Genomic DNA, 22,318 nt, shown 5'->3' with positions numbered 1-22,318 from the left:
ACAAAGCGACGTGTGAGGGATATATAACGTGCTCGACGTCAACTTTTTCGACGAGTTGCGGATCGGCCTGGCGACCGCCGACGACATCCGTCAGTGGTCGCACGGCGAGGTGAAGAAGCCGGAGACGATCAACTACCGCACCCTGAAGCCGGAGAAGGACGGGCTCTTCTGCGAGAAGATCTTCGGTCCCCAGCGGGACTGGGAGTGCTACTGCGGCAAGTACAAGCGGGTCCGGTTCAAGGGCATCATCTGTGAGCGCTGCGGCGTCGAGGTGACCCGTTCCAAGGTCCGCCGTGAGCGGATGGGCCACATCGAGCTGGCCGCTCCGGTGACCCACATCTGGTACTTCAAGGGCGTGCCGAGCCGGCTGGGCTACCTGCTGGACCTCGCCCCGAAGGACCTCGAGAAGATCATCTACTTCGCCTCGTACGTCGTGACGAGCGTGGACGCCGAGGCGCGTCACCGCGACCTCTCGACCATCGAGAACGAGATTCTCGCCGAGAAGCGGCAGGCCGAGAACAGCCGCGACTCGGAGATCGAGAAGCGGGCCGCCAAGCTCGAGGCCGACCTGGCCGAGCTGGAGGCCGAGGGTGCCAAGGCGGACGTCCGGCGCAAGGTCAAGGAGGGCGGAGAGCGCGAGATGCGCCAGATCCGCGACCGGGCCCAGCGCGAGATCGACCGCCTGGACGAGGTGCTCGACACCTTCCGCAAGCTCGAGCCGAAGCAGCTCGTCACCGACGAGCTGCTCTACCGCGAGCTGCGGGACCGGTTCGGCGAGTACTTCACCGGTGCCATGGGCGCCGAGGCGATCAAGGCGCTGGTCCAGAACATGGACCTCGACGCCGAGGCGGAGAGCCTCCGCGAGACCATCCGCACCGGCAAGGGCCAGCGGAAGATCCGGGCGCTCAAGCGGCTCAAGGTCGTGGCGGCGTTCCAGAACACCCGCAACTCGCCGCTCGGCATGGTGCTCGACTGCGTGCCGGTCATCCCGCCGGACCTGCGTCCGATGGTGCAGCTGGACGGTGGCCGCTTCGCGACCTCCGACCTGAACGACCTGTACCGCCGCGTGATCAACCGGAACAACCGCCTCAAGCGGCTGATCGACCTCGGCGCGCCCGAGATCATCGTCAACAACGAGAAGCGGATGCTGCAGGAGGCCGTCGACGCGCTGTTCGACAACGGCCGCCGCGGCCGGCCGGTCACCGGCCCGGGTAACCGCCCGCTGAAGTCGCTGTCCGACATGCTCAAGGGCAAGCAGGGTCGCTTCCGGCAGAACCTGCTCGGCAAGCGCGTCGACTACTCCGGCCGTTCGGTCATCGTGGTCGGCCCGAAGCTGAAGCTGCACCAGTGCGGCCTGCCCAAGCAGATGGCGCTGGAGCTGTTCAAGCCGTTCGTCATGAAGCGGCTGGTCGACCTCAACCACGCACAGAACATCAAGTCCGCCAAGCGGATGGTCGAGCGGCAGCGGCCGGTCGTGTGGGACGTGCTGGAAGAGGTCATCGGCGAGCACCCGGTGCTGCTCAACCGGGCGCCCACCCTGCACCGACTGGGTATCCAGGCGTTCGAGCCGCAGCTGGTCGAGGGCAAGGCCATCCAGATCCACCCGCTGGTCTGCACCGCGTTCAACGCCGACTTCGACGGTGACCAGATGGCGGTGCACGTGCCGCTGTCCGCCGAGGCGCAGGCCGAGGCGCGGATCCTGATGCTGTCGTCGAACAACATCCTCAAGCCGGCCGACGGCAAGCCCGTCACCATGCCCACCCAGGACATGGTGATCGGCCTCTACCACCTGACGCACCTCACCCCGGACGAGAAGGGCGCCGGTCGGGCGTTCAGCTCGGACGCCGAGGCGCGGATGGCGTACGACAACGGCGAGCTGCACCTGCAGGCTCCGGTGAAGATCCGGCTGCGCGGCATCGTCGGGGTCGACAACGGTGCCGGCGCCGAGCCGTGGGCCGCGCCGGAGGGCTGGGCCGAGGGCGACACGGTGACCGTGGAGACCACGCTCGGCCGGGTCCTGTTCAACGAGACGCTGCCCCCGGGCTACCGCTTCGTGAACTACGAGATCCGCAAGGGCCAGCTCTCCGCGATCGTCAACGACCTCGCCGAGCGCTTCCCGAAGGTGGCGCTTGCCGCGACCCTCGACGGGCTCAAGGAGGCCGGGTTCCACTGGGCCACCTGGTCCGGCGTGACCATCGGCATGGAGGACGTCATCGCTCCGCCGCGCAAGGCGGAGATCCTGGAGCGGTACGAGAAGGAAGCCGACCGGATCGACAAGCAGTACCAGCGTGGTCTGATGACCGCCGAGGAGCGTCGCGGCGAGCTCATCGAGATCTGGACCAAGGCGACCAACGAGGTCGCCAAGGAGATGGACACCGCGCTGCCGCAGGAGAACCCGCTGTGGAAGATGATCAACTCGGGTGCTCGCGGTAACCTGCTCCAGCTCCGGCAGATCGCGGCGATCCGTGGTCTGGTGGCCAACCCGAAGGGCGAGATCATCCCGCGGCCGATCAAGGCCAGCTACCGGGAGGGCCTCTCCGTGCTGGAGTACTTCATCTCCACGCACGGTGCCCGTAAGGGTCTCGCCGACACCGCGCTGCGGACCGCCGACTCGGGTTACCTGACCCGTCGTCTGGTGGACGTCTCGCAGGACGTCATCATCCGCGAGGAGGACTGCGGCACCGACCGGGCCATCCCGATGCAGATCGGCGAGCGGCTCGACGGCAAGCTGGTCGTCCACGAGCACGCCGAGACCAGCGTGCACGCGCGGACGCTGGCCGACGACATCAAGGGGCCGGACGGCACCGTGGTGGCCGAGCGGGGTCAGGACATCAACTCGATCCTGGTCGACAAGATCGTCGCGGCCGGGGTGGAGACGGTGCGGGTGCGCAGCGTGCTCACCTGCGAGTCGAAGCTGGGCGTCTGCGGTGCGTGCTACGGCCGCTCGCTGCCGACCGGCAAGACCGTGGACGTCGGCGAGGCGGTCGGCATCATCGCCGCCCAGTCGATCGGTGAGCCGGGTACGCAGCTGACGATGCGTACCTTCCACACCGGTGGTGTCGCGGGTGAGGACATCACCCAGGGTCTGCCCCGTGTCCAGGAGATCTTCGAGGCCCGGGTCCCGAAGGGTAAGGCGCCCATCGCCGACACCCCCGGCCGGGTGCGGATCGAGGACGGCGAGCGGTCGCGGAAGATCATCGTGGTGCCGGACGACGGCAGCGACGAGATCGTCTACGACAAGATCTCGAAGCGGGTCCGGCTGCGGACGCAGGACGGCCAGCACGTCGAGGTCGGCGAGAAGCTCACCGAGGGCACCATCGACCCGCACGAGCTGCTCCGCATCCTCGGCCCGCGGGCGGTCCAGGTCCACCTGACCCAGGAGGTCCAGGAGGTCTACCGCTCGCAGGGTGTGCTCATCCACGACAAGCACATCGAGATCATCATCCGCCAGATGCTCAAGCGGGTGACGGTCATCGACTCCGGCTCGACCGAGTTCCTGCCGGGCGTGCTGGTCGACCGGGCCCTGTTCGAGTCGGAGAACCGCCGGCTCGTCTCCGAGGGCGGCGAGCCCGCGGCGGGTCGCCCGGTGCTGATGGGTATCACCAAGGCCTCGCTGGCCACCGACTCCTGGCTGTCGGCGGCCTCCTTCCAGGAGACCACCCGGGTGCTGACGGACGCGGCGATCCACGCCCGCAGCGACTCGCTGATCGGCCTCAAGGAGAACGTGATCATCGGTAAGCTCATCCCGGCCGGTACGGGCATCAGCAAGTACCGCAACGTCCGGGTCGAGCCGACCGAGGAGGCGAAGGCCAAGGTCTACTCGATGACCGGCTACCCCGAGACCGACTACGGCTTCGGGCCGGCCAGCGGCCAGGCGGTGCCGCTGGACGACTTCGACTTCGGGTCGTACCGCTAAGCAGCACGAACGACGAGGCCCCCGGCACCCGCCGGGGGCCTCGTCGCATCTGGGTGCGCCATCTGAAGAGAAGGTTCTCGAGAGAACTCATTCGAGAGATTACTCTCGACGTCATGGAGAACCCACCACGAGCCCTCACAGACCCGAGGGAGCTGCGCGCGCTCAGTCATCCGGTACGGCTGGCCCTCATGGAGGTGCTCGGGGCCGGCCCGCTGACCGCCACCCAGGCCGGGGAGTTGATCGGGGAGAGCGCCACCACCTGCTCCTTCCATCTCCGGCAGCTTGCCCGCTACGGGTTCGTCGAGGAAGCGGGTGGGGGTCGGGGTCGCGCTCGGCCCTGGCGGCTCACGCGCCGTGGCTGGTCCGCGCCCGCCCGTCCTGAGGACCCCGCCTGGACCCGTGCCTCGCAGGCACTCGACCGCGTGTTGCTCGACCGCTACGTTGAGCGGCTGCGCCGCTTCCTCGACGACGTCCCCACCTATTCCGGTGAGTGGCAACAGGCGTCCAGTGGCCAGCAGCACCTCTTGCACCTCACCGCGTCGGAGCTGGCCGAGTTCGTGAGCGCCTACCAGGAGTTGGTGGCCACGTTCGCCACCCGGTTCGACCAGCGGCACACCGACCCGGCAGTCCGGCCGGCCGGGACCCTTCCGGTCGAGCTGCTCTTCTTCGGCTATCCCGTCCAGGCGCCGGAGGCACCGGATGTCGACGCGGCGCCTGCTCGCTGATCGGCGCGCCCGCCGCTACCTCACGGGCCAGACCCTCTCGTTAATCGGCGACAGCTCCATGTGGCTGGCCTGCGGGATCTGGGTGAAGGACTTGACCGGGAGTAACGGTGCGGCAGGCCTCACGTTCCTCTTCTTTGCCCTGCCCGCGCTGCTGGCGCCGTTGGCCGGGCTGCTCGCTGACCGGCTGCCCCGCCGTCGGTTGCTGGTCGCCACAAACCTCGGCGGCGCTGTCGTTCTCCTGCCACTGTTGGCCGTCCGCAGCCCGGGCCAGGTCGGCACGATCTACGCGGTGATGTTCCTGTACGGCTGCCTCAACCTGGTCATCGCGCCTGCCCAGTCCGCGCTGCTGGTCACCCTCCTCCCCGACGATCTGCTGGCCAGCGCGAACGCGCTGCTCCGCACCATCCGGGAGAGCCTGCGCCTGCTCGCCCCGCTCGCCGGGGCTGGGCTGTACGCGGCGTTCGGCGGGGTGGCGGTGGCCCTGCTGGACATGGCGACCTTCATCGGGGCCGCCGCGCTGGTGCTCAGCCTGCGCGTTCCCGACCCCGCTCCGGAGCGCCGGGCGCGTACGGCCGGGGTGTTGCGGCACTGGGCCGGCGAGGCGACCGAAGGCTTCCGACACCTCGCCGGCCATCCGCTCCTTCGCCGTGTCGTGCTCGCGACCACGGTGCTCGCCCTGGTGCTCGGCTTCGCCGAGTCGACGGGGTACGCCGTCGTGGAACACGGTCTCCACCGCAGCTCCGAGTTCCTCGGCGTACTGCAAGCGGCGCAGGGCCTCGGTGCGGTGCTGGGCGGACTCGCCAGCGCGGCGGCGGTCCGCCGCTTCGGTGAGATCCGGGTGGCCGCAGCCGCCTTCCTCTGCTGGGCCGCGGGGGCCGCGCTCTCCGTCACGTCCGTGCTCGACGTTGTGCTCATCGGCCGGGTCAGCTCCGGCGTCGGCCTGACCGTCATGGCGATCGCCCTGCTGACCCTTCTGCAGCGCAGCGCTCCGGACCGGTTACAGGGGCGGGTGTACGCCGGCTTCGAGGTGGCCACGACTGTTCCGCAGACCGCCTCGATCGGGCTCGGGGCGTACCTGATAGGGGTGCTCGATTATCGTGTGCTGCTGCTAACCGAGGCGGCCGTCGTGGTCGCCGCCGCGGCGCTGCTGCTCCTGGCCGACCGGGTGGCCGCGCCGTCCCCGGTGGACGAGCCGGCTCCCGGATCGATCGCTGTCGCCGGCCCGGCCGTCACGCTCGGCGCACCTTCGTCAGTGGCGGGAGTGGCTGACGGGATCGGGGCATGATGGTGGGCATGACGACCGCACCCGGGCAGGTGCCCGTCGCGCCCCACGGGACGCGCCACCCGCTGGACCCGGACCCGGCCCGTGCCACCAAGGCCAGGGCCGTGTTCGCGCTCGGGCTGATGGCGGCGCTGACCGGTCTCTTCGTCGGCGGGGTGGTGCCTGCCACCGTGGCGTTGCACCTCGCGCGGCAGGCTCGCCGGGAGGCGTACGCCTCGGGGGGTTTCCTCACCGGCGCGGCCTGGCTGCGGCGGGGGGAGCGGCTGGCCTGGACGGGCCTCGTGCTGGTCGCGGTCGCCGTGGTGGCCGCCGTGGTGGTGGCGGTGGTCCGGCTGGCGGACGCGCCGTTCGGGCACGACTACCCGTCGACGGTCGACTGACCGGCCGGGGGAGCGCTCCGCGCCCGACGCGGACAGCGGGGTTCCCGGCGGTAGCCTGACCGGTGTCCGTCGCGGCGGTGGCGGCTCCAGTCGAGGAGGAGGCACTCGTGACGGAACCGGCGCGGCCCCCGTCGGGTGATCCCGCACGGCCCTCCGATCTCCCCGACGCCGAGGCCTCGGGGCACACCGACATCAGCGGCCCGGGCGAGCGGCCACCGGCCGGGCCCGACTCTTCCGCGGGCGGGCCGGCCGCGTCCGTCGGTGGCCAGGCGCCGCCGGCCGGACCGTGGCCTCCCGGCGCGCCGGGTTGGGGCGCTCCGCCCGTGCCGCCGGGCCCGCCGGGTGGGGGAGTGCCACCGGCCGCCCCGGCGTCACCGGGGTGGGGCGCGCCGCCGGGCTCCGGCGGGTGGGGGCCGCACGCCGGGTCTCCGCACGGCTCCTGGGGTACGCCCGGATCCCCGGGTTGGGGTCCGCCGCCCGCGCCGCAAGGCGGGGCGGTGCCGGGGTCACCCGGTCCGGGCACGCCGCCCGGCCCCGGCGGCTGGGGTGGGGCACCGGGTGCGTGGGGGGCGCCGCCGTCGGCGGTGGTCCACGCGCCGCCCGCGTGGCATGCGCCACCGCCGCCCAGCGACGCGCAGAGCCTGCCGCCGAAGCGGGTGGAGGCGGTGGCCGGCACCCCGTTCGGTGTGGTCCACCTCGACGTGCCGCCGGTCACGTCCGGGCTCGCCGTCGGCGCGCTCGTGGCGGGCGTCGTCTCGATCCTGGTCTCGCTGCTGGTCATCTGCTTCGGTGTCCTCGGGCAGAGCTGGACGGGTGTGTGGGCCGCCGGCGCCTTCGCCGTGCTCGGCGTGCTGACCGGGGCGGGCGCCATCGTCGCGGGGCTCCTCGCCCGGCGGCAGATCGAGCGGCCGGCGCCGCCGCCGGCGGTGCGGTTCACCGGCCGGGGCGTGGCGACGGCCGGCCTGAGCTGCGGGGGCGCCGGGCTCGGGCTCAGCCTGCTCGGCGTGGTCGTGGCCCTGGTGATCTCGCTGTCCTGAGCGGGTTCCCTCCGAGCCGGCCGGGGGAGCGGTGCCGGTGGGGTTCGGTGGGCTCCCGGGGCCGACGGGCCGTACTCCGGCGAAGCCGGTACACTTGTATTCGTAGGTGCCCATCAGGGGCGCGCAGGCGGGACAGACCCGACGGCCACAGACTCGATCGCTTCGGCGGCGTGGTCCGACGGACCACTCCGTTTTGACCTGGGCGGCTGTGGTAGGTAACCTTTCCCCTTGTGCCCGGGCCTGCCCGGGCAACTCGTGCGTGCGCTGGCCCGGTTGATCCGGAGATCGAGCGGCAGCACGGCTAAGCCAAAAGATCCGGTGCGGGGGCGATCCGCGTGCCGGTGAACAGACCCGGTGCGGCGTGAGCGTCGGCACCGGGACCGTGAGCCGGGCGACACGCCCGACCGCGGGTGCCGGGACCTCCGCGAGGTGGCCCTGGTCGGAATGTAGGAGAGCCGATCACCCGGTCGGCTACGGCAGACGGCGCGGTCGCGACACGCGGCCGAAGGGAGCGGAGAAACCCGGTGCCCACGATCCAGCAGCTGGTCCGAAAGGGCCGCCAGGCGAAGACGAGCAAGACCAAGACCCCGGCGCTGAAGGGTTCCCCCCAGCGGCGCGGCGTGTGCACCCGCGTGTACACCACCACCCCCAAGAAGCCGAACTCGGCGCTGCGCAAGGTCGCTCGTGTGAAGCTCAGCAGCCAGATCGAGGTGACCGCCTACATCCCCGGTGTCGGCCACAACCTCCAGGAGCACTCGATCGTGCTCGTTCGTGGCGGCCGTGTGAAGGACCTCCCCGGCGTGCGTTACAAGATCGTCCGCGGCTCGCTGGACACCCAGGGTGTCCGCAACCGCAAGCAGGCGCGCAGCCGTTACGGCGCGAAGAAGGAGAAGAGCTGAGATGCCGCGTAAGGGACCCGCTCCGCGGCGGCCGCTGGTCGCTGACCCGGTGTACAACTCGCCGCTGGTCACCCAGCTCGTGAACAAGATCCTGCTGCGCGGCAAGCGCCAGCTCGCCGAGAGCATCGTGTACGCCGCCCTCGAGGGCTGCCGCGAGAAGTCCGGCACGGACCCCGTCGTCACCCTCAAGCGGGCGATGGACAACGTGAAGCCGACCCTCGAGGTGCGCAGCCGCCGTGTCGGTGGCGCCACCTACCAGGTGCCGGTCGAGGTCCGCCCGGCCCGCGCCACCACCCTGGGCCTGCGCTGGCTGGTGACCTACTCGCGCGCCCGCCGGGAGAAGACCATGGTCGAGCGGCTCATGAACGAGCTGCTGGACGCGAGCAACGGCCTCGGTGCCGCCGTGAAGCGGCGCGAGGACACGCACAAGATGGCCGAGTCCAACAAGGCCTTCGCGCACTACCGCTGGTAACACCCTGGTTCCGGCGCCGTCCGGCGCCGGAACCGCCACCAGTTGAGTCGAGACGACGATAAGTAGGGATTGAAGTGGCCGCCGCAGACGCGCTCGCCAACGTACGCAACATCGGCATCATGGCGCACATCGATGCCGGTAAGACCACTACCACCGAGCGAATCCTGTTCTACACCGGCATCACGTACAAGATCGGTGAGGTCCACGAGGGCGCCGCCGTCATGGACTGGATGGAGCAGGAGCAGGAGCGCGGTATCACCATCACTTCCGCCGCCACCAAGTGCGAGTGGAAGGGCCACACGATCCAGATCATCGACACGCCCGGCCACGTCGACTTCACGGTCGAGGTCGAGCGGTCGCTGCGCGTCCTGGACGGCGCGGTCGCCGTGTACGACGGTGTCGCCGGTGTGGAGCCGCAGACCGAGAACGTCTGGCGCCAGGCGGACAAGTACAACGTCCCGCGGATGTGCTTCGTCAACAAGCTCGACCGGACCGGCGCCGACTTCTTCCGCTGCGTGCAGATGATGATCGACCGGCTGAACGCCACCCCGCTCGTGCTCCAGATCCCGATCGGAACCGAGGCCGACCACATCGGCGTCGTCGACCTGATCGGCATGCGCGCCCTCACCTGGCGCGGGGAGACCCAGAAGGGTGAGGACTACGCGATCGAGGAGATCCCGGCCGAGCTGGCCGACTCCGCGGCCGAGTGGCGCGAGAAGCTGATGGAGACCCTGGCCGACGTCGACGACTCGGTCATGGAGCGCTACCTGGAGGGCGAGGAGATCTCGGTCGACGAGATCAAGGCCGCCATCCGGCGCGCCACCATCGCCGGCAAGGCCAACCCGGTGCTCTGCGGCTCGGCGTTCAAGAACAAGGGCATCCAGCCGATGCTGGACGCCGTGGTCGACTACCTGCCGTCGCCGCTGGACATCCCGGCCATCGAGGGCACCGCGACCGACGGCGAGACCCCGCTGCAGCGGAAGCCGTCCACCTCGGAGCCGTTCTCGGGCCTGGCCTTCAAGATCCAGACCGACAAGCACCTCGGCAAGCTCACCTACGTCCGGGTCTACTCCGGCGTGGTCGAGTCCGGGTCCCAGGTGGTCAACTCCACCAAGGACCGCAAGGAGCGGATCGGCAAGATCTACCAGATGCACGCCAACAAGCGGGAGGAGCGCAGCTCCGCCAAGGCTGGCGACATCATCGCGGTGCAGGGTCTCAAGCAGACCACCACCGGTGACACCCTGTGCGACCCGGCGAACCCGGTCATCCTGGAGTCGATGACGTTCCCGGAGCCGGTCATCGAGGTCGCCATCGAGCCGAAGACCAAGGCCGACCAGGAGAAGCTCAGCACCGCCATCCAACGGCTGGCCGAGGAGGACCCGACCTTCCGCGTCAAGCTGGACGAGGAGACCGGCCAGACGGTCATCTCCGGCATGGGCGAGCTGCACCTGGACATCCTGGTCGACCGGATGCGCCGCGAGTTCAACGTCGAGGCCAACATCGGTAAGCCGCAGGTGGCGTACCGCGAGACCATCCGCCGCGCGGTGGAGAAGGTCGAGTACACCCACAAGAAGCAGACCGGTGGTTCCGGCCAGTACGCCCGGGTGATCATCAGCCTGGAGCCGCTGCCGCTGGACAACGAGGCCCCGACCTACGAGTTCGCGAACGCCGTCACCGGTGGCCGCATCCCCCGGGAGTTCATCCCGTCGGTGGACGCGGGCGCCCAGGACGCCATGCAGTACGGCATCCTCGCCGGCTTCCCGCTGGTGGGTGTCAAGCTGACGCTGGTGGACGGTCAGTACCACGAGGTCGACTCGTCCGAGATGGCGTTCAAGATCGCCGGTTCGATGGCGCTCAAGGAGGCGGCCCGCAAGGCCGACCCGGCGCTGCTCGAGCCGATGATGGCCGTTGAGGTCACCACTCCTGAGGAGAACATGGGTGACGTCATCGGCGACCTCAACTCCCGCCGTGGCATCATCCAGGCGATGGAGGAGCGCGGGGGTGCCCGCGTCGTCCGCGCCCTGGTGCCGTTGTCGGAGATGTTCGGCTACGTCGGCGACCTGCGGTCGAAGACCCAGGGCCGGGCTAGCTACAGCATGCAGTTCGACTCCTACGCCGAGGTTCCGGCCAACGTGGCGAAGGAGATCATCGCCAAGGCGACGGGTGAGTGACGCTCACCTGAGCTGATGAACCGTCGGTGGTCGCGGGTGGTTCGCCCGCCCGCGGCCACCACGGACGGGTTGCGTGAGACCGGGCCTGTAGGCTTCACCGCCGCAGAACCCACGAGAAGCTCTCCGGCCGGAAGGTCGGAAAGGCTGTCGACAGAGTCCTAAGCGCCGAACGGCGCGCCGGGCGTACGAACCAAACAGTCCACAGGAGGACACCAGTGGCGAAGGCGAAGTTCGAGCGGACTAAGCCGCACGTCAACATCGGCACCATTGGTCACATCGACCACGGTAAGACGACGCTGACGGCGGCCATCACCAAGGTCCTGCACGACCAGTACCCGGACCTGAACCCGTACACGCCGTTCGACGAGATCGACAAGGCGCCGGAGGAGAAGGCCCGCGGCATCACGATCTCGATCGCGCACGTCGAGTACCAGACCGAGGCGCGGCACTACGCGCACGTCGACTGCCCCGGTCACGCCGACTACATCAAGAACATGATCACCGGTGCCGCGCAGATGGACGGCGCGATCCTGGTGGTGGCGGCGACCGACGGCCCGATGCCGCAGACCCGCGAGCACGTGCTGCTGGCCCGTCAGGTCGGTGTGCCGTACATCGTCGTGGCGCTCAACAAGAGCGACATGGTCGACGACGAGGAGCTCCTGGAGCTCGTCGAGCTCGAGGTCCGCGAGCTGCTCTCCTCGCAGGAGTACCCGGGTGACGACCTGCCGGTCGTCCGGGTCTCGGCGCTGAAGGCCCTCGAGGGCGACCCGGAGTGGACCCAGAAGCTCCTGGACCTGATGACCGCTGTCGACACCGCGATCCCGCAGCCGGAGCGCGAGACCGACAAGCCGTTCCTCATGCCGATCGAGGACGTCTTCACGATCACCGGTCGTGGCACCGTCGTCACCGGTCGCGCCGAGCGTGGCGTGCTCAAGCCGAACGAGGAGGTGGAGATCGTCGGTATCCGCGAGAAGTCGCAGAAGACGGTCTGCACCGGCATCGAGATGTTCCGCAAGCTGCTCGACGAGGCCCGCGCGGGTGAGAACGTCGGTCTGCTGCTGCGCGGCATCAAGCGCGAGGACGTCGAGCGCGGCATGGTGGTCATCAAGCCGGGCACCACGACCCCGCACACGGAGTTCGAGGCGACGGTCTACATCCTCTCCAAGGAGGAGGGCGGCCGGCACACCCCGTTCTTCCAGAACTACCGCCCGCAGTTCTACTTCCGGACCACGGACGTCACCGGTGTCGTCACGCTCCCCGAGGGCACCGAGATGGTCATGCCGGGTGACAACACCTCGATGACGGTGAAGCTGATCCAGCCCATCGCCATGGAGGAGAACCTCAAGTTCGCGATCCGCGAGGGTGGCCGCACCGTCGGCGCCGGGTTCGTCACCAAGATCCTTAAGTGAGCTGGGTAACCCCGATTAGACCCGCCGCTGGTCGTGCGGCATACTAGTCAGGTTGCGTAACGGCTGTTCGCCGTCCGTGTTCGGCTGAGTCGAACCTCCGGACGGCGGGCAGCCGAGCGCAGGGTGGTTGGCGGTTCGTCCGCCAACCACCCGCGCACGGCGTTCAGGTCGCGAGAGAGCGGCCGGCGCCTTGACCCACCGCATGGTCGGAACGCTCCGGAGCCCGGGGCGGAGCCTGGCCCGAGGGCGCGACACGCCCGACCGCGGGGGTCGGCGAAGTGGGCCTGTGCCAGCCGGTACAGGTGCCCGCAACACAGCGGCATCGAGAGAAGGAACAGAAGCCACCATGGCGGGACAGAAGATCCGCATCCGGCTCAAGGCCTATGACCACGAGGTCGTCGACTCCTCGGCTCGGAAGATCGTCGAGACGGTGACGCGCACCGGGGCGCAGGTCGCGGGCCCGGTGCCGCTGCCCACGGAGATCAACCGTTTCTGCGTCATCCGCTCGCCGCACAAGTACAAGGACTCGCGCGAGCACTTCGAGATGCGTACGCACAAGCGGCTGATCGACATCATCGACCCGACCCCCAAGACGGTCGACTCGCTCATGCGCCTCGACCTGCCGGCTGGCGTCGACATCGAGATCAAGCTGTAGGGACCGGACAAATGGACAGGCAAGTTAAGGGGATCCTGGGCGCCAAGCTCGGCATGACCCAGGTCTGGGACAACAACCGCGTTGTGCCCGTGACCGTGGTGCAGGCCGGCCCGTGCGTCGTCACCCAGGTTCGTGACGCCGACAAGGACGGTTACTCCGCGGTCCAGCTGGCGTACGGCGCGATCGACCCGCGCAAGGTGAAGAAGCCGATCAGCGGCCACTACGCCAAGGCGGACGTGGCGCCGCGCCGGCACATCGTCGAGCTGCGCACCAGCGACGCCGCCGACTACTCGCTCGGCCAGGAGGTCACGGTCGAGGAGTTCCCGGTGGGCGTGTCGGTCGACGTGACCGGCAAGACCAAGGGCAAGGGCTTCGCCGGTGTCATGAAGCGGCACGGCTTCCACGGCCTGCGCGCCAGCCACGGTGTCGAGCGCAAGCACCGCTCGCCCGGCTCGATCGGCGGTGCCTCCACCCCCGGTCGCGTCTTCAAGGGCGTCCGGATGGCGGGTCGGATGGGTGGCGTGCGCTACACCGTCCAGAACCTGACCATCCAGGCCGTCGACACCGAGAACAACCTCCTGCTCGTCCGTGGTGCCATCCCCGGTCCCAAGGGCGCGCTGGTCCTGGTCCGCACCGCGGCCAAGAGCAAGGCGAAGAAGGGCGGTGTGGCCAAGTGACCACCGTTGACGTCCTCAACGTCGAAGGCACGAAGACCGGCTCCGTCGAGCTGCCGGCCGACATCTTCGACGCGCAGGCGAACGTCGCGCTGATGCACCAGGTCGTGGTGGCCCAGCTGGCGGCGGCCCGACAGGGCACGCACAAGGCCAAGACCCGCGGCGAGGTCGCCGGCGGCGGCAAGAAGCCGTACAAGCAGAAGGGCACCGGTCGTGCCCGGCAGGGCTCGATCCGCGCGCCGCAGTTCGCCGGCGGTGGCGTGGTGCACGGTCCCGTGCCGCGTGACTACAGCCAGCGGACCCCGAAGAAGATGAAGGCCGCCGCGCTGCGTGGCGCCCTCTCCGACCGGGCCCGCGCCGGCCAGGTGCACGTCGTCGAGGCGTTCGTCTCCGGCGAGAAGCCGTCGACCAAGGCGGCCCTGGCCACGCTGGCGAAGCTGACCACGGCCCGGCGGGTCCTGGTCGTGCTGAGCAGCACCGACGAGCTGAACTGGGTGTCGCTGCGCAACGAGCCGCGGGTGCACCTGATCGAAGCCGGCCAGCTGAACACGTACGACGTGCTGGTGGCCGACGACGTGGTCTTCACAAAGGACGCCCTGGACGAGTTCCTCGGTGTTCCCGCCGAGGCCACCGAGGAGGGTGACAAGTGAGCACGATCGCCGACCCGCGCGACATCATCGTGGCGCCGGTCGTCTCGGAGAAGAGCTACAGCGAGCTGAACCGCAACTGGTACACCTTCCTGGTGCACCCGGACGCCAACAAGACCGAGATCAAGATCGCTATCCAGCAGATCTTCAACGTCCGCGTCCTGACGGTCAACACGCTCAACCGCGAGGGCAAGCGCAAGCGGACCCGCACCGGGTTCGGGAAGCGCAAGGACACCAAGCGGGCGATGGTGAAGCTGGCTGACGGTGACCGTATCGAGGCCTTCGGCGGCCCGGTCAGCTGAGGGGTGTAGACAATGGCTATCCGTAAGTACAAGCCGACGACGCCGGGCCGGCGTGGCTCCAGCGTCGCCGACTTCGCCGAGATCACCCGGTCGACGCCGGAGAAGTCGCTGCTGGCTCCGCTGCCGAAGAAGGGCGGGCGCAACGCCCACGGCCGGATCACCACGCGGCACCACGGTGGTGGACACAAGCGGCAGTACCGTCTCGTCGACTTCAAGCGGGTCGACAAGGACGGCGTGCCGGCGAAGGTCGCCCACATCGAGTACGACCCGAACCGCACCGCGCGCATCGCGCTGCTGCACTACGCCGACGGCGAGAAGCGCTACATCATCGCGCCGAAGGACCTGAAGCAGGGCGACACCGTCGAGTCGGGTCCGAGCGCCGACATCAAGCCCGGCAACAACCTGCCGCTGCGCAACATCCCGGTCGGTACCACCATCCACAACGTGGAGCTGCGCCCGGGCGGCGGCGCCAAGCTGGCCCGCTCGGCCGGCGTCGGCATCCAGCTGCTCGGCCGTGAGGGCGCGTACGCGACCCTGCGCATGCCGTCCGGTGAGATCCGGCGTGTGGACGTGCGCTGCCGGGCGAGCGTCGGTGAGATCGGCAACGCCGACCAGTCGAACATCAACTGGGGCAAGGCCGGCCGCATGCGGTGGAAGGGCAAGCGCCCGACCGTCCGTGGTGTCGCCATGAACCCGGTCGACCACCCGCACGGTGGTGGTGAGGGTAAGACCTCCGGTGGTCGCCACCCGGTGAACCCGCAGGGTAAGCCCGAGGGTCGCACCCGTCGTAAGGGCCAGCCGAGTGACCGGCTGATCGTCCGTCGCCGCTACGCCACCCGCAAGCGCGGCTAACAGGAGAGCTGACTTATGCCTCGCAGCCTGAAGAAGGGCCCGTTCGTCGACGACCACCTGCTCAAGAAGGTGGAGACGCAGAACGAGAAGGGCTCCAAGAACGTCATCAAGACCTGGTCGCGGCGCTCGATGATCATCCCCGACATGCTCGGGCACACGATCGCGGTGCACGACGGACGCAAGCACGTCCCGGTGTTCGTGACCGAGGCGATGGTCGGGCACAAGCTCGGCGAGTTCGCGCTGACCCGCACGTTCAAGGGTCACGAGAAGGACGACCGGAAGAGCCGTCGGCGCTGACGCCGCGGGCATACGGATAGAGGATCAAGGGGTTACAGCGATGCCAGGAAAGGGCGACGCTCCGGTGCTTCCGGGCGCGCGGGCGGTTGCGCGGTACGTGCGCATCTCGCCGATGAAGGCGCGCCGGGTGGTCAACCTCGTCCGCGGCCTGCCCGCGAAGGAGGCGCTCACGGTGCTGCAGTTCGCGCCGCAGGCTGCGAGCGAGCAGGTTTACAAGGTGCTCGCCAGCGCGATCGCCAACGCGGAGAACAACGAGCGGCTGGACCCCGACGCGCTGCTCGTCAGCGAGGCGTACGTGGACGAGGGCCCCACCATGAAGCGGTTCCAGCCGCGGGCGCAGGGCCGGGCGTACCGGATCCGCAAGCGCACCTGCCACATCACGGTGGCGGTCGAGGCCGTCGCGCCGGCCTCGCCGCGCAAGGCCGCGAAGAAGACGGCTCCGGCTAAGCAGGCCGCGCCGGCCGAGACGCAGAGCAACACGGAGGGCGCGGAGTAATGGGTCAGAAGGTTCACCCCACTGGGTTCCGGCTCGGTATCTCGACCGACTGGAAGTCCCGCTGGTTCGCGGACAAGCTCTACAAGGACTACATCGGCGAGGACGTGAAGATCCGCCGGATGATGTCCAGGGGCCTGGAGCGCGCCGGCATTTCCAAGGTCGACATCGAGCGCACCCGGGACCGGGTCCGCGTCGACATCCACACCGCCCGGCCGGGCATCGTCATCGGCCGTAAGGGTGCGGAGGCCGACCGGATCCGCGGGGAGCTGGAGAAGCTGACCGGCAAGCAGGTGCAGCTCAACATCATCGAGGTGAAGAGCCCCGAGTCGGACGCGCAGCTCGTCGCGCAGGGCGTGGCCGAGCAGCTGTCCAGCCGGGTGAGCTTCCGTCGGGCGATGCGCAAGGCCATGCAGTCGGCCATGAAGAACCCGGTCTGCAAGGGCATCCGGGTGCAGGTCTCGGGCCGTCTGGGCGGCGCCGAGATGAGCCGGACCGAGTTCTACCGCGAGGGTCGGGTTCCGCTGCACACGCTGCGGGCCAACATCGAGTACGGCTTCTTCGAGGCCCGTACCACCTTCGGCCGGATCGGTGTGAAGGTCTGGATCTACAAGGGCGACGCGGTCCCGGGCCGGGAGGCCCCGGCCGAGGCCGGCCCGTCCCGCCCGCGCCGTGACCGTGGCGACCGGCCCGAGCGGCCGCGCCGTGGTCGGTCGGGTTCGTCCGGCACCACCGCCGGCGGTACCGAGGCCGGCCGGGCTGCCGCGACCACGCTCGCGCAGCAGGCCGAGACGCCGAGTGGCGAGCCGGTCGACGCCGGTGCCGTCGCCGCGGTCGCCACTCAGCCGGCAGAAACGCAGCAGGAGGGCTGACAGATGCTGATGCCGCGCAAGCCCCCGAAGGGCTTCCGCAAGCCGCACCACCCGGACCGCAGCGGCGCGTCCAAGGGCGGCAACCGGGTGGTGTTCGGTGAGTTCGGGATCCAGGCTCTGGAGTCGGCCTACGTCACCAACCGGCAGATCGAGTCGGCGCGTATCGCGATGACCCGTCACATCAAGCGTGGTGGCAAGGTCTGGATCACCATCTTCCCGGACCAGGCCCTCACCAAGAAGCCGGCCGAAACCCGCATGGGTTCCGGTAAGGGCTCGCCCGAGTGGTGGGTCTCCAACGTCAAGCCGGGCCGGATTCTCTTCGAGATGTCCTTCCCGAACGAGCAGATCGCGCGAGAGGCGATGCGTCGCGCGATCCACAAGCTCCCGATGAAGTGCCGCATTGTGACGCGCGAAGTGGGTGAGTCCTGATGGCAGCGGGCGTTAAGGCCACCGAGCTGCGTGAGCTCTCCGAGGAGGAGCTGGTCACGAGGCTGCGGGAGGCCAAGGCGGAGCTGTTCAACCTCCGCGTGCAGGCCGCAACCGGGCAGCTGGACAACAACCGGCGGCTGCAGGTCATCCGTCGGGAGATCGCCCGGATCTACACGATCATGCGCGAGCGCGAGCTGGGGCTCTCGGCCGCGCCGACTGAGGTGACTGCAGGATGAGCGAGAACACCACCACCGCCGCCACGCGTGGCCGCCGCAAGGTCCGTGAGGGCCTGGTGGTCAGCGACAAGATGGAAAAGACCGTCGTCGTCGAGGTCGAGGACCGGGTCAAGCACGCGCTGTACGGCAAGATCATGCGCCGTACCAGCAAGCTCAAGGTGCACGACGAGCAGAACAGCGCCGGCATCGGCGACCGGGTCCTGATCATGGAGACCCGGCCGCTGTCCGCCACCAAGCGCTGGCGGCTCGTGGAGATCCTGGAAAAGGCCAAGTAGCGAAGGCTTCGAGCTCGCCCGGCGTCGCGTCGGGCGCAGGTTCCGCCAGGCTCCGGCCGCCGCGGCGGCCGGAGAACCGGCAGACATAGGAGATAGACGTGATTCAGCAGGAGTCGCGACTGCGCGTCGCCGACAACACGGGTGCCCGGGAGATCCTGTGCATCCGGGTTCTCGGTGGCTCCGGTCGGCGCTACGCGAGCATCGGCGACGTCATCGTGGCCACCGTCAAGGACGCGATCCCGGGTGCCGGTGTGAAGAAGGGCGACGTCGTCAAGGCCGTCGTCGTTCGCACCGCCAAGGAGAAGCGGCGCCCGGACGGGTCGTACATCCGCTTCGACGAGAACGCCGCCGTCATCATCAAGGACGGTGGTGACCCGCGCGGTACCCGTATCTTCGGCCCGGTCGGTCGGGAGCTGCGGGACAAGCGGTTCATGAAGATCATTTCCCTCGCGCCGGAGGTGTTGTGACCGTGAAGGTCAAGAAGGGCGACACGGTCGTCGTCATCGCCGGCAAGGACAAGGGCGCCAAGGGCAAGGTCATCGCGGCCTACCCGCGGCAGGACAAGGTCCTGGTCGAGGGCGTGAACCGGGTCAAGAAGCACACCCGCATCAGCACCACCCAGCGCGGCGCCAAGACCGGTGGCATCGTCACCCAGGAGGCCCCGATCCACGTGTCGAACGTGATGGTCCTGGACTCCGACGGGAAGCCGACCCGCGTCGGTTACCGGATCGACGACAACGGCCAGAAGGTCCGCATCGCGCGTAGCACCGGTAAGGACCTCTGATGACCACGGCTACCGAAACCAAGACCCTGCCGCGCCTCAAGGAGCGGTACCGCAACGAGATCGTGGCCAAGCTGCGCGAGCAGCACAACTACGGCAACCCCATGCAGGTGCCGCGGCTGGTCAAGATCGTCGTCAACATGGGTGTGGGCGAGGCCGCCCGCGACGCCAAGCTGATCGACGGCGCCGTCCGCGACCTGGCCACCATCACCGGCCAGAAGCCGCAGGTGCGGCGGGCCACCAAGTCCATCGCGCAGTTCAAGCTGCGCGAGGGCATGCCGATCGGCGCGAAGGTCACCCTGCGCGGCGACCGGATGTGGGAGTTCCTGGACCGGCTGCTGTCCATCGCGCTGCCGCGTATCCGTGACTTCCGCGGTCTGGACGGGCGCAAGCTCGACGGGCACGGCAACTACACGTTCGGCCTGACCGAGCAGTCGGTGTTCCACGAGATCGACCAGGACAAGATCGATCGCCAGCGGGGCATGGACATCACGGTGGTCACCACCGCCACGACCGACGACGAGGGCCGGGAACTGCTCAAGCTCCTGGGCTTCCCGTTCAAGGAGAACTGAGATGGCCAAGAAGGCGCTGATCCTGAAGGCGGCCGCGAAGCCGAAGTTCTCGGTTCGCGCGTACACCCGCTGCCAGCGGTGCGGGCGTCCGAAGGCGGTCTACCGCAAGTTCGGTCTCTGCCGGGTGTGCATCCGGGAGATGGCCCACCGCGGTGAGCTGCCCGGCGTGTCCAAGGCTTCCTGGTAATAGCCCGGCGCGCTCCGCGCGTCAGCTGCACTGTCTCTTCGCCGTAGGCCTGCGGGCGACCCGCGGGAACCCCGGCGAGAAAGGTTGACGAAATCCATGACGATGACCGACCCGATCGCAGACATGCTCACGCGTCTGCGTAACGCCAACCAGGCGTACCACGACCGGGTTCAGATGCCCTACTCGAAGATCAAGGCGAACATCGCCGAGGTCCTGAAGAGCGAGGGTTACATCTCCTCCTGGTCGGTCGAGGAGCCCGAGGAGGGCGCCGTCGGCAAGCGACTGGTCGTCGAACTGAAGTACGGCCAGAACCGGGAGCGGAGCCTGGCCGGCATCAAGCGCGTGTCCAAGCCCGGCCTGCGGGTGTACGCCAAGTCGGACGGGCTCCCGCGGGTGCTCGGCGGGCTGGGCGTGGCGATCATTTCGACGTCCCAGGGGCTGCTCACCGACCGGCAGGCCCGCAAGCGGAGCGTTGGCGGGGAAGTCCTCGCCTTCGTCTGGTAACGGGAGACAGGTAGAAATGTCGCGTATTGGACGTAAGTCGATCCCGGTGCCAGCCGGCGTCGACATCACGATCGACGGTCAGACCGTCAAGGTGAAGGGCCCGAAGGGCGAGCTGTCGCACACCCTGGCCGAGCCGATCACCGTCGAGCGGGGCGAGGACGGTCAGCTGAGCGTCAACCGCCCCAACGACGAGCGGAAGGCCAAGGAGCTGCACGGCCTCAGCCGTACCCTGGTCGCCAACATGATCGTCGGCGTCACCGAGGGGTACCGGAAGAGCCTGGAGATCGCCGGCACCGGTTACCGCGTCACCGCCAAGGGCAAGGACCTGGAGTTCGCGCTCGGGTTCTCCCACCCGGTCACGGTGGCCGCGCCGGAGGGCATCACCTTCACGGTGGAGCGGCCGACGCTGTTCCACATCGCCGGTATCGACAAGCAGCAGGTCGGTGAGATCGCCGCGAACATCCGGAAGATCCGCCCGCCGGAGCCCTACAAGGGCAAGGGCATCAAGTACCAGGGCGAGGTAATTCGTCGCAAGGCCGGAAAGGCAGGTAAGAAGTGAGCGCCACGCTGCTCAAGCGCCGCCGCGGCGTCGCCGCCAAGCGCGCCGTCGGGCGGGCGCGCCGGCACTTCCGGGTCCGCAAGAACGTCAGTGGTACGGCCGAGCGTCCGCGTCTGGTCGTCACCCGTTCGCTGCGGCACATCGTCGCCCAGATCGTCGACGACACCAAGGGTCACACCCTGGCGTCGGCGTCGACGATGGAGGCCTCGCTGCGCGGCGCCGAGGGCGACAAGAGCGCCCTCGCCGGCAAGGTGGGCGCCCTGCTCGCCGAGCGGGCGAAGGCCGCCGGCGTCTCCAAGGTCGTCTTCGACCGCGGTGGCAACCGGTACGCGGGGCGGGTCGCCGCGCTTGCCGACGCCGCCCGCGAAGCCGGGCTCGAGTTCTAGTAACCCCGTCACGAGAGAGAAGGAAGGCTGCTGATGCCAGGTCAACAGCGCCGTGGCGGCGGGTCCGGTGGCAACGAGGGTGGTCGCCGCGACAACCGCCGTGAGGGCGGCCGCGGAAACGCGCCCGTCGAGAAGACCCCGCACCTCGAGCGGGTCGTCGCGATCAACCGCGTCGCCAAGGTCGTGAAGGGTGGTCGTCGCTTCAGCTTCACCGCCCTGGTGATCGTGGGCGACGGCGACGGCACGGTCGGCGTGGGCTACGGAAAGGCCAAGGAGGTGCCCGCGGCGATCGCCAAGGGCGTCGAGGAGGCCAAGAAGCACTTCTTCAAGGTGCCGCGGATCGGCCAGTCGATCCCGCACCCGGTGCAGGGCGAGGACGCCGCGGGCGTGGTGCTGCTCAAGCCGGCCTCGGCCGGTACGGGTGTCATCGCCGGTGGGCCGGTGCGTGCCGTGCTGGAATGCGCGGGCATCCACGACGTGCTCTCCAAGAGCCTCGGCTCGTCGAACCCGATCAACATCGTGCACGCCACCGTCGCGGCGCTGAAGGCGCTGGAGTCGCCGGAGGCCGTTGCCGCCCGTCGTGGCCTGCCGGTGGAGGACGTCGCGCCGGCCGCCATGCTCGCGTCGCGGGCGGGGGTGGCTTCCTGATGGCACGCCTGAAGGTCACCCAGGTCCGGTCCGAGATCGGGACCAAGCAGAACCAGCGTGACTCGCTGCGGTCGCTCGGTCTCAAGCGGATCAACGACGTGGTGGTCAAGGAGGACCGGCCCGAGATCCGCGGCATGATCTTCGCTGTGAACCACCTCGTGAAGGTCGAGGAGGTCGAGTAATGACGATCAAGGTCCACCACCTGCGCCCGGCGCCGGGGGCCAAGACCGCGAAGACCCGTGTGGGTCGCGGTGAGGGCTCCAAGGGCAAGACCGCCGGTCGCGGTACCAAGGGTTCGAAGGCCCGGAAGAACATCCCGGCGGCGTTCGAGGGTGGGCAGATGCCCATCCACATGCGCCTGCCGAAGCTGAAGGGCTTCAAGAACAAGTTCAAGGTGACCTTCCAGGTGGTCAACCTGGACCGGCTCGCCGAGCTGTTCCCGAACGGCGGTCAGGTCGGCCCGCAGGAGCTGGTCGACGCGGGCGCGGTCCGCAAGGGCCAGCCGGTGAAGGTTCTCGGCACCGGGGACCTCGGTGGGGTGACGCTCCAGGTGTCGGCGCACGCGTTCAGCGCGTCGGCCAAGGAGAAGATCGCCGCCGCCGGCGGCTCGGTCACCGAGCTGTAAGTGGTACGGACCACGGCGCCCGTCCGGTTGTGA

General features: G+C 69.1%; 30 protein-coding genes. All 30 read left to right on the top strand.

Annotated elements, in window-relative coordinates; all coding sequences use genetic code 11:
* Positions 1 to 28 precede the first annotated feature (28 nt).
* The 30 genes from ACSNOA_RS29140 to rplO all read left to right on the top strand — a co-directional run bounded on the left by ACSNOA_RS29140 (position 29) and on the right by rplO (position 22,285).
* Positions 29 to 3,916 (top strand): DNA-directed RNA polymerase subunit beta', encoded by a 3,888-nt coding sequence (locus ACSNOA_RS29140; RefSeq protein WP_436662965.1) that lies wholly within the window; start codon positions 29 to 31, stop codon positions 3,914 to 3,916.
* A 113-nt stretch (positions 3,917 to 4,029) separates the two neighbouring features.
* A complete protein-coding gene (locus tag ACSNOA_RS29135) occupies positions 4,030 to 4,641 on the top strand; it encodes an ArsR/SmtB family transcription factor (protein WP_436662964.1) in 612 nt (203 codons plus the stop codon).
* Positions 4,616 to 5,926, top strand: a complete 1,311-nt coding sequence (locus ACSNOA_RS29130) for an MFS transporter (RefSeq protein ID WP_436662963.1) — start codon at positions 4,616 to 4,618, stop codon at positions 5,924 to 5,926. Before ACSNOA_RS29135 ends, ACSNOA_RS29130 begins: the two co-directional genes overlap by 26 nt.
* Before the next feature lie 8 nt (positions 5,927 to 5,934).
* Entirely contained in the window at positions 5,935 to 6,303 is a 369-nt protein-coding gene (locus ACSNOA_RS29125; protein ID WP_436662962.1) for a hypothetical protein, read from the top strand.
* A 656-nt stretch (positions 6,304 to 6,959) separates the two neighbouring features.
* Entirely contained in the window at positions 6,960 to 7,340 is a 381-nt protein-coding gene (locus tag ACSNOA_RS29120; RefSeq protein WP_436663416.1) for a hypothetical protein, read from the top strand.
* A 524-nt stretch (positions 7,341 to 7,864) separates the two neighbouring features.
* Positions 7,865 to 8,239, top strand: a complete 375-nt coding sequence (gene rpsL, locus ACSNOA_RS29115) for a 30S ribosomal protein S12 (RefSeq protein WP_014440718.1) — start codon at positions 7,865 to 7,867, stop codon at positions 8,237 to 8,239.
* A 1-nt stretch (position 8,240) separates the two neighbouring features.
* Complete coding sequence (gene rpsG, locus ACSNOA_RS29110; RefSeq protein WP_076466673.1) at positions 8,241 to 8,711, top strand: 30S ribosomal protein S7; 471 nt, start codon at positions 8,241 to 8,243, stop codon at positions 8,709 to 8,711.
* 74 nt (positions 8,712 to 8,785) lie between these two features.
* Positions 8,786 to 10,882 (top strand): elongation factor G, encoded by a 2,097-nt coding sequence (gene fusA, locus ACSNOA_RS29105; RefSeq protein ID WP_436662961.1) that lies wholly within the window; start codon positions 8,786 to 8,788, stop codon positions 10,880 to 10,882.
* Positions 10,883 to 11,097: 215 nt separating this feature from the next.
* Entirely contained in the window at positions 11,098 to 12,291 is a 1,194-nt protein-coding gene (gene tuf / locus ACSNOA_RS29100; protein ID WP_436662960.1) for an elongation factor Tu, read from the top strand.
* A 346-nt stretch (positions 12,292 to 12,637) separates the two neighbouring features.
* Positions 12,638 to 12,946, top strand: a complete 309-nt coding sequence (gene rpsJ, locus ACSNOA_RS29095; protein ID WP_007073037.1) for a 30S ribosomal protein S10 — start codon at positions 12,638 to 12,640, stop codon at positions 12,944 to 12,946.
* A gap of 11 nt (positions 12,947 to 12,957) precedes the next feature.
* A complete protein-coding gene (gene rplC / locus ACSNOA_RS29090) occupies positions 12,958 to 13,623 on the top strand; it encodes a 50S ribosomal protein L3 (protein ID WP_436662959.1) in 666 nt (221 codons plus the stop codon).
* Positions 13,620 to 14,270, top strand: a complete 651-nt coding sequence (gene rplD, locus ACSNOA_RS29085) for a 50S ribosomal protein L4 (protein ID WP_436662958.1) — start codon at positions 13,620 to 13,622, stop codon at positions 14,268 to 14,270. The genes rplC and rplD overlap by 4 nt, the downstream gene beginning before the upstream one ends.
* Positions 14,267 to 14,569 (top strand): 50S ribosomal protein L23, encoded by a 303-nt coding sequence (gene rplW / locus ACSNOA_RS29080; protein ID WP_076466668.1) that lies wholly within the window; start codon positions 14,267 to 14,269, stop codon positions 14,567 to 14,569. The genes rplD and rplW overlap by 4 nt, the downstream gene beginning before the upstream one ends.
* 12 nt (positions 14,570 to 14,581) lie before the next feature.
* On the top strand, positions 14,582 to 15,421 hold the full coding sequence (rplB, locus tag ACSNOA_RS29075; RefSeq protein WP_436662957.1) for a 50S ribosomal protein L2: 840 nt from the start codon (positions 14,582 to 14,584) through the stop codon (positions 15,419 to 15,421).
* Between the two features lie 15 nt (positions 15,422 to 15,436).
* On the top strand, positions 15,437 to 15,718 hold the full coding sequence (gene rpsS / locus ACSNOA_RS29070; protein ID WP_121158407.1) for a 30S ribosomal protein S19: 282 nt from the start codon (positions 15,437 to 15,439) through the stop codon (positions 15,716 to 15,718).
* A 40-nt stretch (positions 15,719 to 15,758) separates the two neighbouring features.
* The gene (gene rplV / locus ACSNOA_RS29065) at positions 15,759 to 16,214 is read left to right on the top strand and encodes a 50S ribosomal protein L22 (RefSeq protein ID WP_436662956.1); all 456 of its coding nucleotides are present in this window, start codon (positions 15,759 to 15,761) and stop codon (positions 16,212 to 16,214) included.
* Entirely contained in the window at positions 16,214 to 17,083 is an 870-nt protein-coding gene (gene rpsC / locus ACSNOA_RS29060; RefSeq protein WP_436662955.1) for a 30S ribosomal protein S3, read from the top strand. The genes rplV and rpsC overlap by 1 nt, the downstream gene beginning before the upstream one ends.
* Positions 17,084 to 17,086: 3 nt before the next feature.
* Positions 17,087 to 17,512 carry a 50S ribosomal protein L16 gene (gene rplP, locus ACSNOA_RS29055; protein WP_436662954.1) on the top strand — a complete coding sequence of 142 codons (426 nt, stop codon included), beginning with the start codon at positions 17,087 to 17,089 and terminating at the stop codon, positions 17,510 to 17,512.
* Entirely contained in the window at positions 17,512 to 17,748 is a 237-nt protein-coding gene (gene rpmC / locus ACSNOA_RS29050) for a 50S ribosomal protein L29 (RefSeq protein ID WP_436662953.1), read from the top strand. The genes rplP and rpmC overlap by 1 nt, the downstream gene beginning before the upstream one ends.
* Positions 17,745 to 18,023: a 30S ribosomal protein S17 gene (gene rpsQ / locus ACSNOA_RS29045; RefSeq protein WP_436662952.1), complete on the top strand. Its 279-nt coding sequence runs from the start codon at positions 17,745 to 17,747 to the stop codon at positions 18,021 to 18,023. Before rpmC ends, rpsQ begins: the two co-directional genes overlap by 4 nt.
* Before the next feature lie 98 nt (positions 18,024 to 18,121).
* The gene (gene rplN / locus ACSNOA_RS29040) at positions 18,122 to 18,490 is read left to right on the top strand and encodes a 50S ribosomal protein L14 (protein ID WP_007073026.1); all 369 of its coding nucleotides are present in this window, start codon (positions 18,122 to 18,124) and stop codon (positions 18,488 to 18,490) included.
* A complete protein-coding gene (gene rplX / locus ACSNOA_RS29035) occupies positions 18,487 to 18,807 on the top strand; it encodes a 50S ribosomal protein L24 (RefSeq protein ID WP_013288626.1) in 321 nt (106 codons plus the stop codon). The genes rplN and rplX overlap by 4 nt, the downstream gene beginning before the upstream one ends.
* Positions 18,807 to 19,376: a 50S ribosomal protein L5 gene (gene rplE / locus ACSNOA_RS29030; protein WP_436662951.1), complete on the top strand. Its 570-nt coding sequence runs from the start codon at positions 18,807 to 18,809 to the stop codon at positions 19,374 to 19,376. The genes rplX and rplE overlap by 1 nt, the downstream gene beginning before the upstream one ends.
* 1 nt (position 19,377) lies before the next feature.
* Positions 19,378 to 19,563 (top strand): type Z 30S ribosomal protein S14, encoded by a 186-nt coding sequence (locus ACSNOA_RS29025; RefSeq protein ID WP_007073023.1) that lies wholly within the window; start codon positions 19,378 to 19,380, stop codon positions 19,561 to 19,563.
* A gap of 96 nt (positions 19,564 to 19,659) precedes the next feature.
* Positions 19,660 to 20,067, top strand: coding sequence for a 30S ribosomal protein S8 (gene rpsH, locus ACSNOA_RS29020; protein ID WP_436662950.1), 408 nt, complete (start codon positions 19,660 to 19,662; stop codon positions 20,065 to 20,067).
* 16 nt (positions 20,068 to 20,083) lie between these two features.
* Entirely contained in the window at positions 20,084 to 20,626 is a 543-nt protein-coding gene (gene rplF / locus ACSNOA_RS29015; protein WP_436662949.1) for a 50S ribosomal protein L6, read from the top strand.
* On the top strand, positions 20,623 to 21,012 hold the full coding sequence (rplR, locus tag ACSNOA_RS29010; RefSeq protein ID WP_436662948.1) for a 50S ribosomal protein L18: 390 nt from the start codon (positions 20,623 to 20,625) through the stop codon (positions 21,010 to 21,012). Before rplF ends, rplR begins: the two co-directional genes overlap by 4 nt.
* 33 nt (positions 21,013 to 21,045) lie before the next feature.
* Complete coding sequence (gene rpsE / locus ACSNOA_RS29005) at positions 21,046 to 21,660, top strand: 30S ribosomal protein S5 (RefSeq protein ID WP_120780907.1); 615 nt, start codon at positions 21,046 to 21,048, stop codon at positions 21,658 to 21,660.
* Positions 21,660 to 21,842: a 50S ribosomal protein L30 gene (gene rpmD / locus ACSNOA_RS29000; RefSeq protein ID WP_007073018.1), complete on the top strand. Its 183-nt coding sequence runs from the start codon at positions 21,660 to 21,662 to the stop codon at positions 21,840 to 21,842. Before rpsE ends, rpmD begins: the two co-directional genes overlap by 1 nt.
* Complete coding sequence (rplO, locus tag ACSNOA_RS28995; RefSeq protein ID WP_436662947.1) at positions 21,842 to 22,285, top strand: 50S ribosomal protein L15; 444 nt, start codon at positions 21,842 to 21,844, stop codon at positions 22,283 to 22,285. The genes rpmD and rplO overlap by 1 nt, the downstream gene beginning before the upstream one ends.
* Positions 22,286 to 22,318: the final 33 nt, after the last annotated feature.

The sequence above is a fragment of the Micromonospora sp. URMC 103 genome (genome assembly GCF_051386435.1).
GTDB lineage: Bacteria > Actinomycetota > Actinomycetes > Mycobacteriales > Micromonosporaceae > Micromonospora.
This window is presented reverse-complemented; position numbering and strand designations above follow the sequence as displayed.

Excerpts from the sequence above, each read along its gene's own strand:
- ACSNOA_RS29135 (WP_436662964.1), top strand. The coding sequence starts at position 4,030 with ATGGAGAACCCACCACGAGCCCTCACAGACCCGAGGGAGCTGCGCGCG.
- ACSNOA_RS29130 (WP_436662963.1), top strand. The coding sequence starts at position 4,616 with ATGTCGACGCGGCGCCTGCTCGCTGATCGGCGCGCCCGCCGCTACCTC.
- ACSNOA_RS29125 (WP_436662962.1), top strand. The coding sequence starts at position 5,935 with ATGACGACCGCACCCGGGCAGGTGCCCGTCGCGCCCCACGGGACGCGC.
- rpsG (WP_076466673.1), top strand. The coding sequence starts at position 8,241 with ATGCCGCGTAAGGGACCCGCTCCGCGGCGGCCGCTGGTCGCTGACCCG.
- rpsJ (WP_007073037.1), top strand. The coding sequence starts at position 12,638 with ATGGCGGGACAGAAGATCCGCATCCGGCTCAAGGCCTATGACCACGAG.
- rplC (WP_436662959.1), top strand. The coding sequence starts at position 12,958 with ATGGACAGGCAAGTTAAGGGGATCCTGGGCGCCAAGCTCGGCATGACC.
- rplB (WP_436662957.1), top strand. The coding sequence starts at position 14,582 with ATGGCTATCCGTAAGTACAAGCCGACGACGCCGGGCCGGCGTGGCTCC.
- rpsS (WP_121158407.1), top strand. The coding sequence starts at position 15,437 with ATGCCTCGCAGCCTGAAGAAGGGCCCGTTCGTCGACGACCACCTGCTC.
- rplV (WP_436662956.1), top strand. The coding sequence starts at position 15,759 with ATGCCAGGAAAGGGCGACGCTCCGGTGCTTCCGGGCGCGCGGGCGGTT.
- rpsC (WP_436662955.1), top strand. The coding sequence starts at position 16,214 with ATGGGTCAGAAGGTTCACCCCACTGGGTTCCGGCTCGGTATCTCGACC.
- rplP (WP_436662954.1), top strand. The coding sequence starts at position 17,087 with ATGCTGATGCCGCGCAAGCCCCCGAAGGGCTTCCGCAAGCCGCACCAC.
- rpmC (WP_436662953.1), top strand. The coding sequence starts at position 17,512 with ATGGCAGCGGGCGTTAAGGCCACCGAGCTGCGTGAGCTCTCCGAGGAG.
- rpsQ (WP_436662952.1), top strand. The coding sequence starts at position 17,745 with ATGAGCGAGAACACCACCACCGCCGCCACGCGTGGCCGCCGCAAGGTC.
- rplE (WP_436662951.1), top strand. The coding sequence starts at position 18,807 with ATGACCACGGCTACCGAAACCAAGACCCTGCCGCGCCTCAAGGAGCGG.
- ACSNOA_RS29025 (WP_007073023.1), top strand. The coding sequence starts at position 19,378 with ATGGCCAAGAAGGCGCTGATCCTGAAGGCGGCCGCGAAGCCGAAGTTC.
- rpsH (WP_436662950.1), top strand. The coding sequence starts at position 19,660 with ATGACGATGACCGACCCGATCGCAGACATGCTCACGCGTCTGCGTAAC.
- rplF (WP_436662949.1), top strand. The coding sequence starts at position 20,084 with ATGTCGCGTATTGGACGTAAGTCGATCCCGGTGCCAGCCGGCGTCGAC.
- rpsE (WP_120780907.1), top strand. The coding sequence starts at position 21,046 with ATGCCAGGTCAACAGCGCCGTGGCGGCGGGTCCGGTGGCAACGAGGGT.
- rpmD (WP_007073018.1), top strand. The coding sequence starts at position 21,660 with ATGGCACGCCTGAAGGTCACCCAGGTCCGGTCCGAGATCGGGACCAAG.
- rplO (WP_436662947.1), top strand. The coding sequence starts at position 21,842 with ATGACGATCAAGGTCCACCACCTGCGCCCGGCGCCGGGGGCCAAGACC.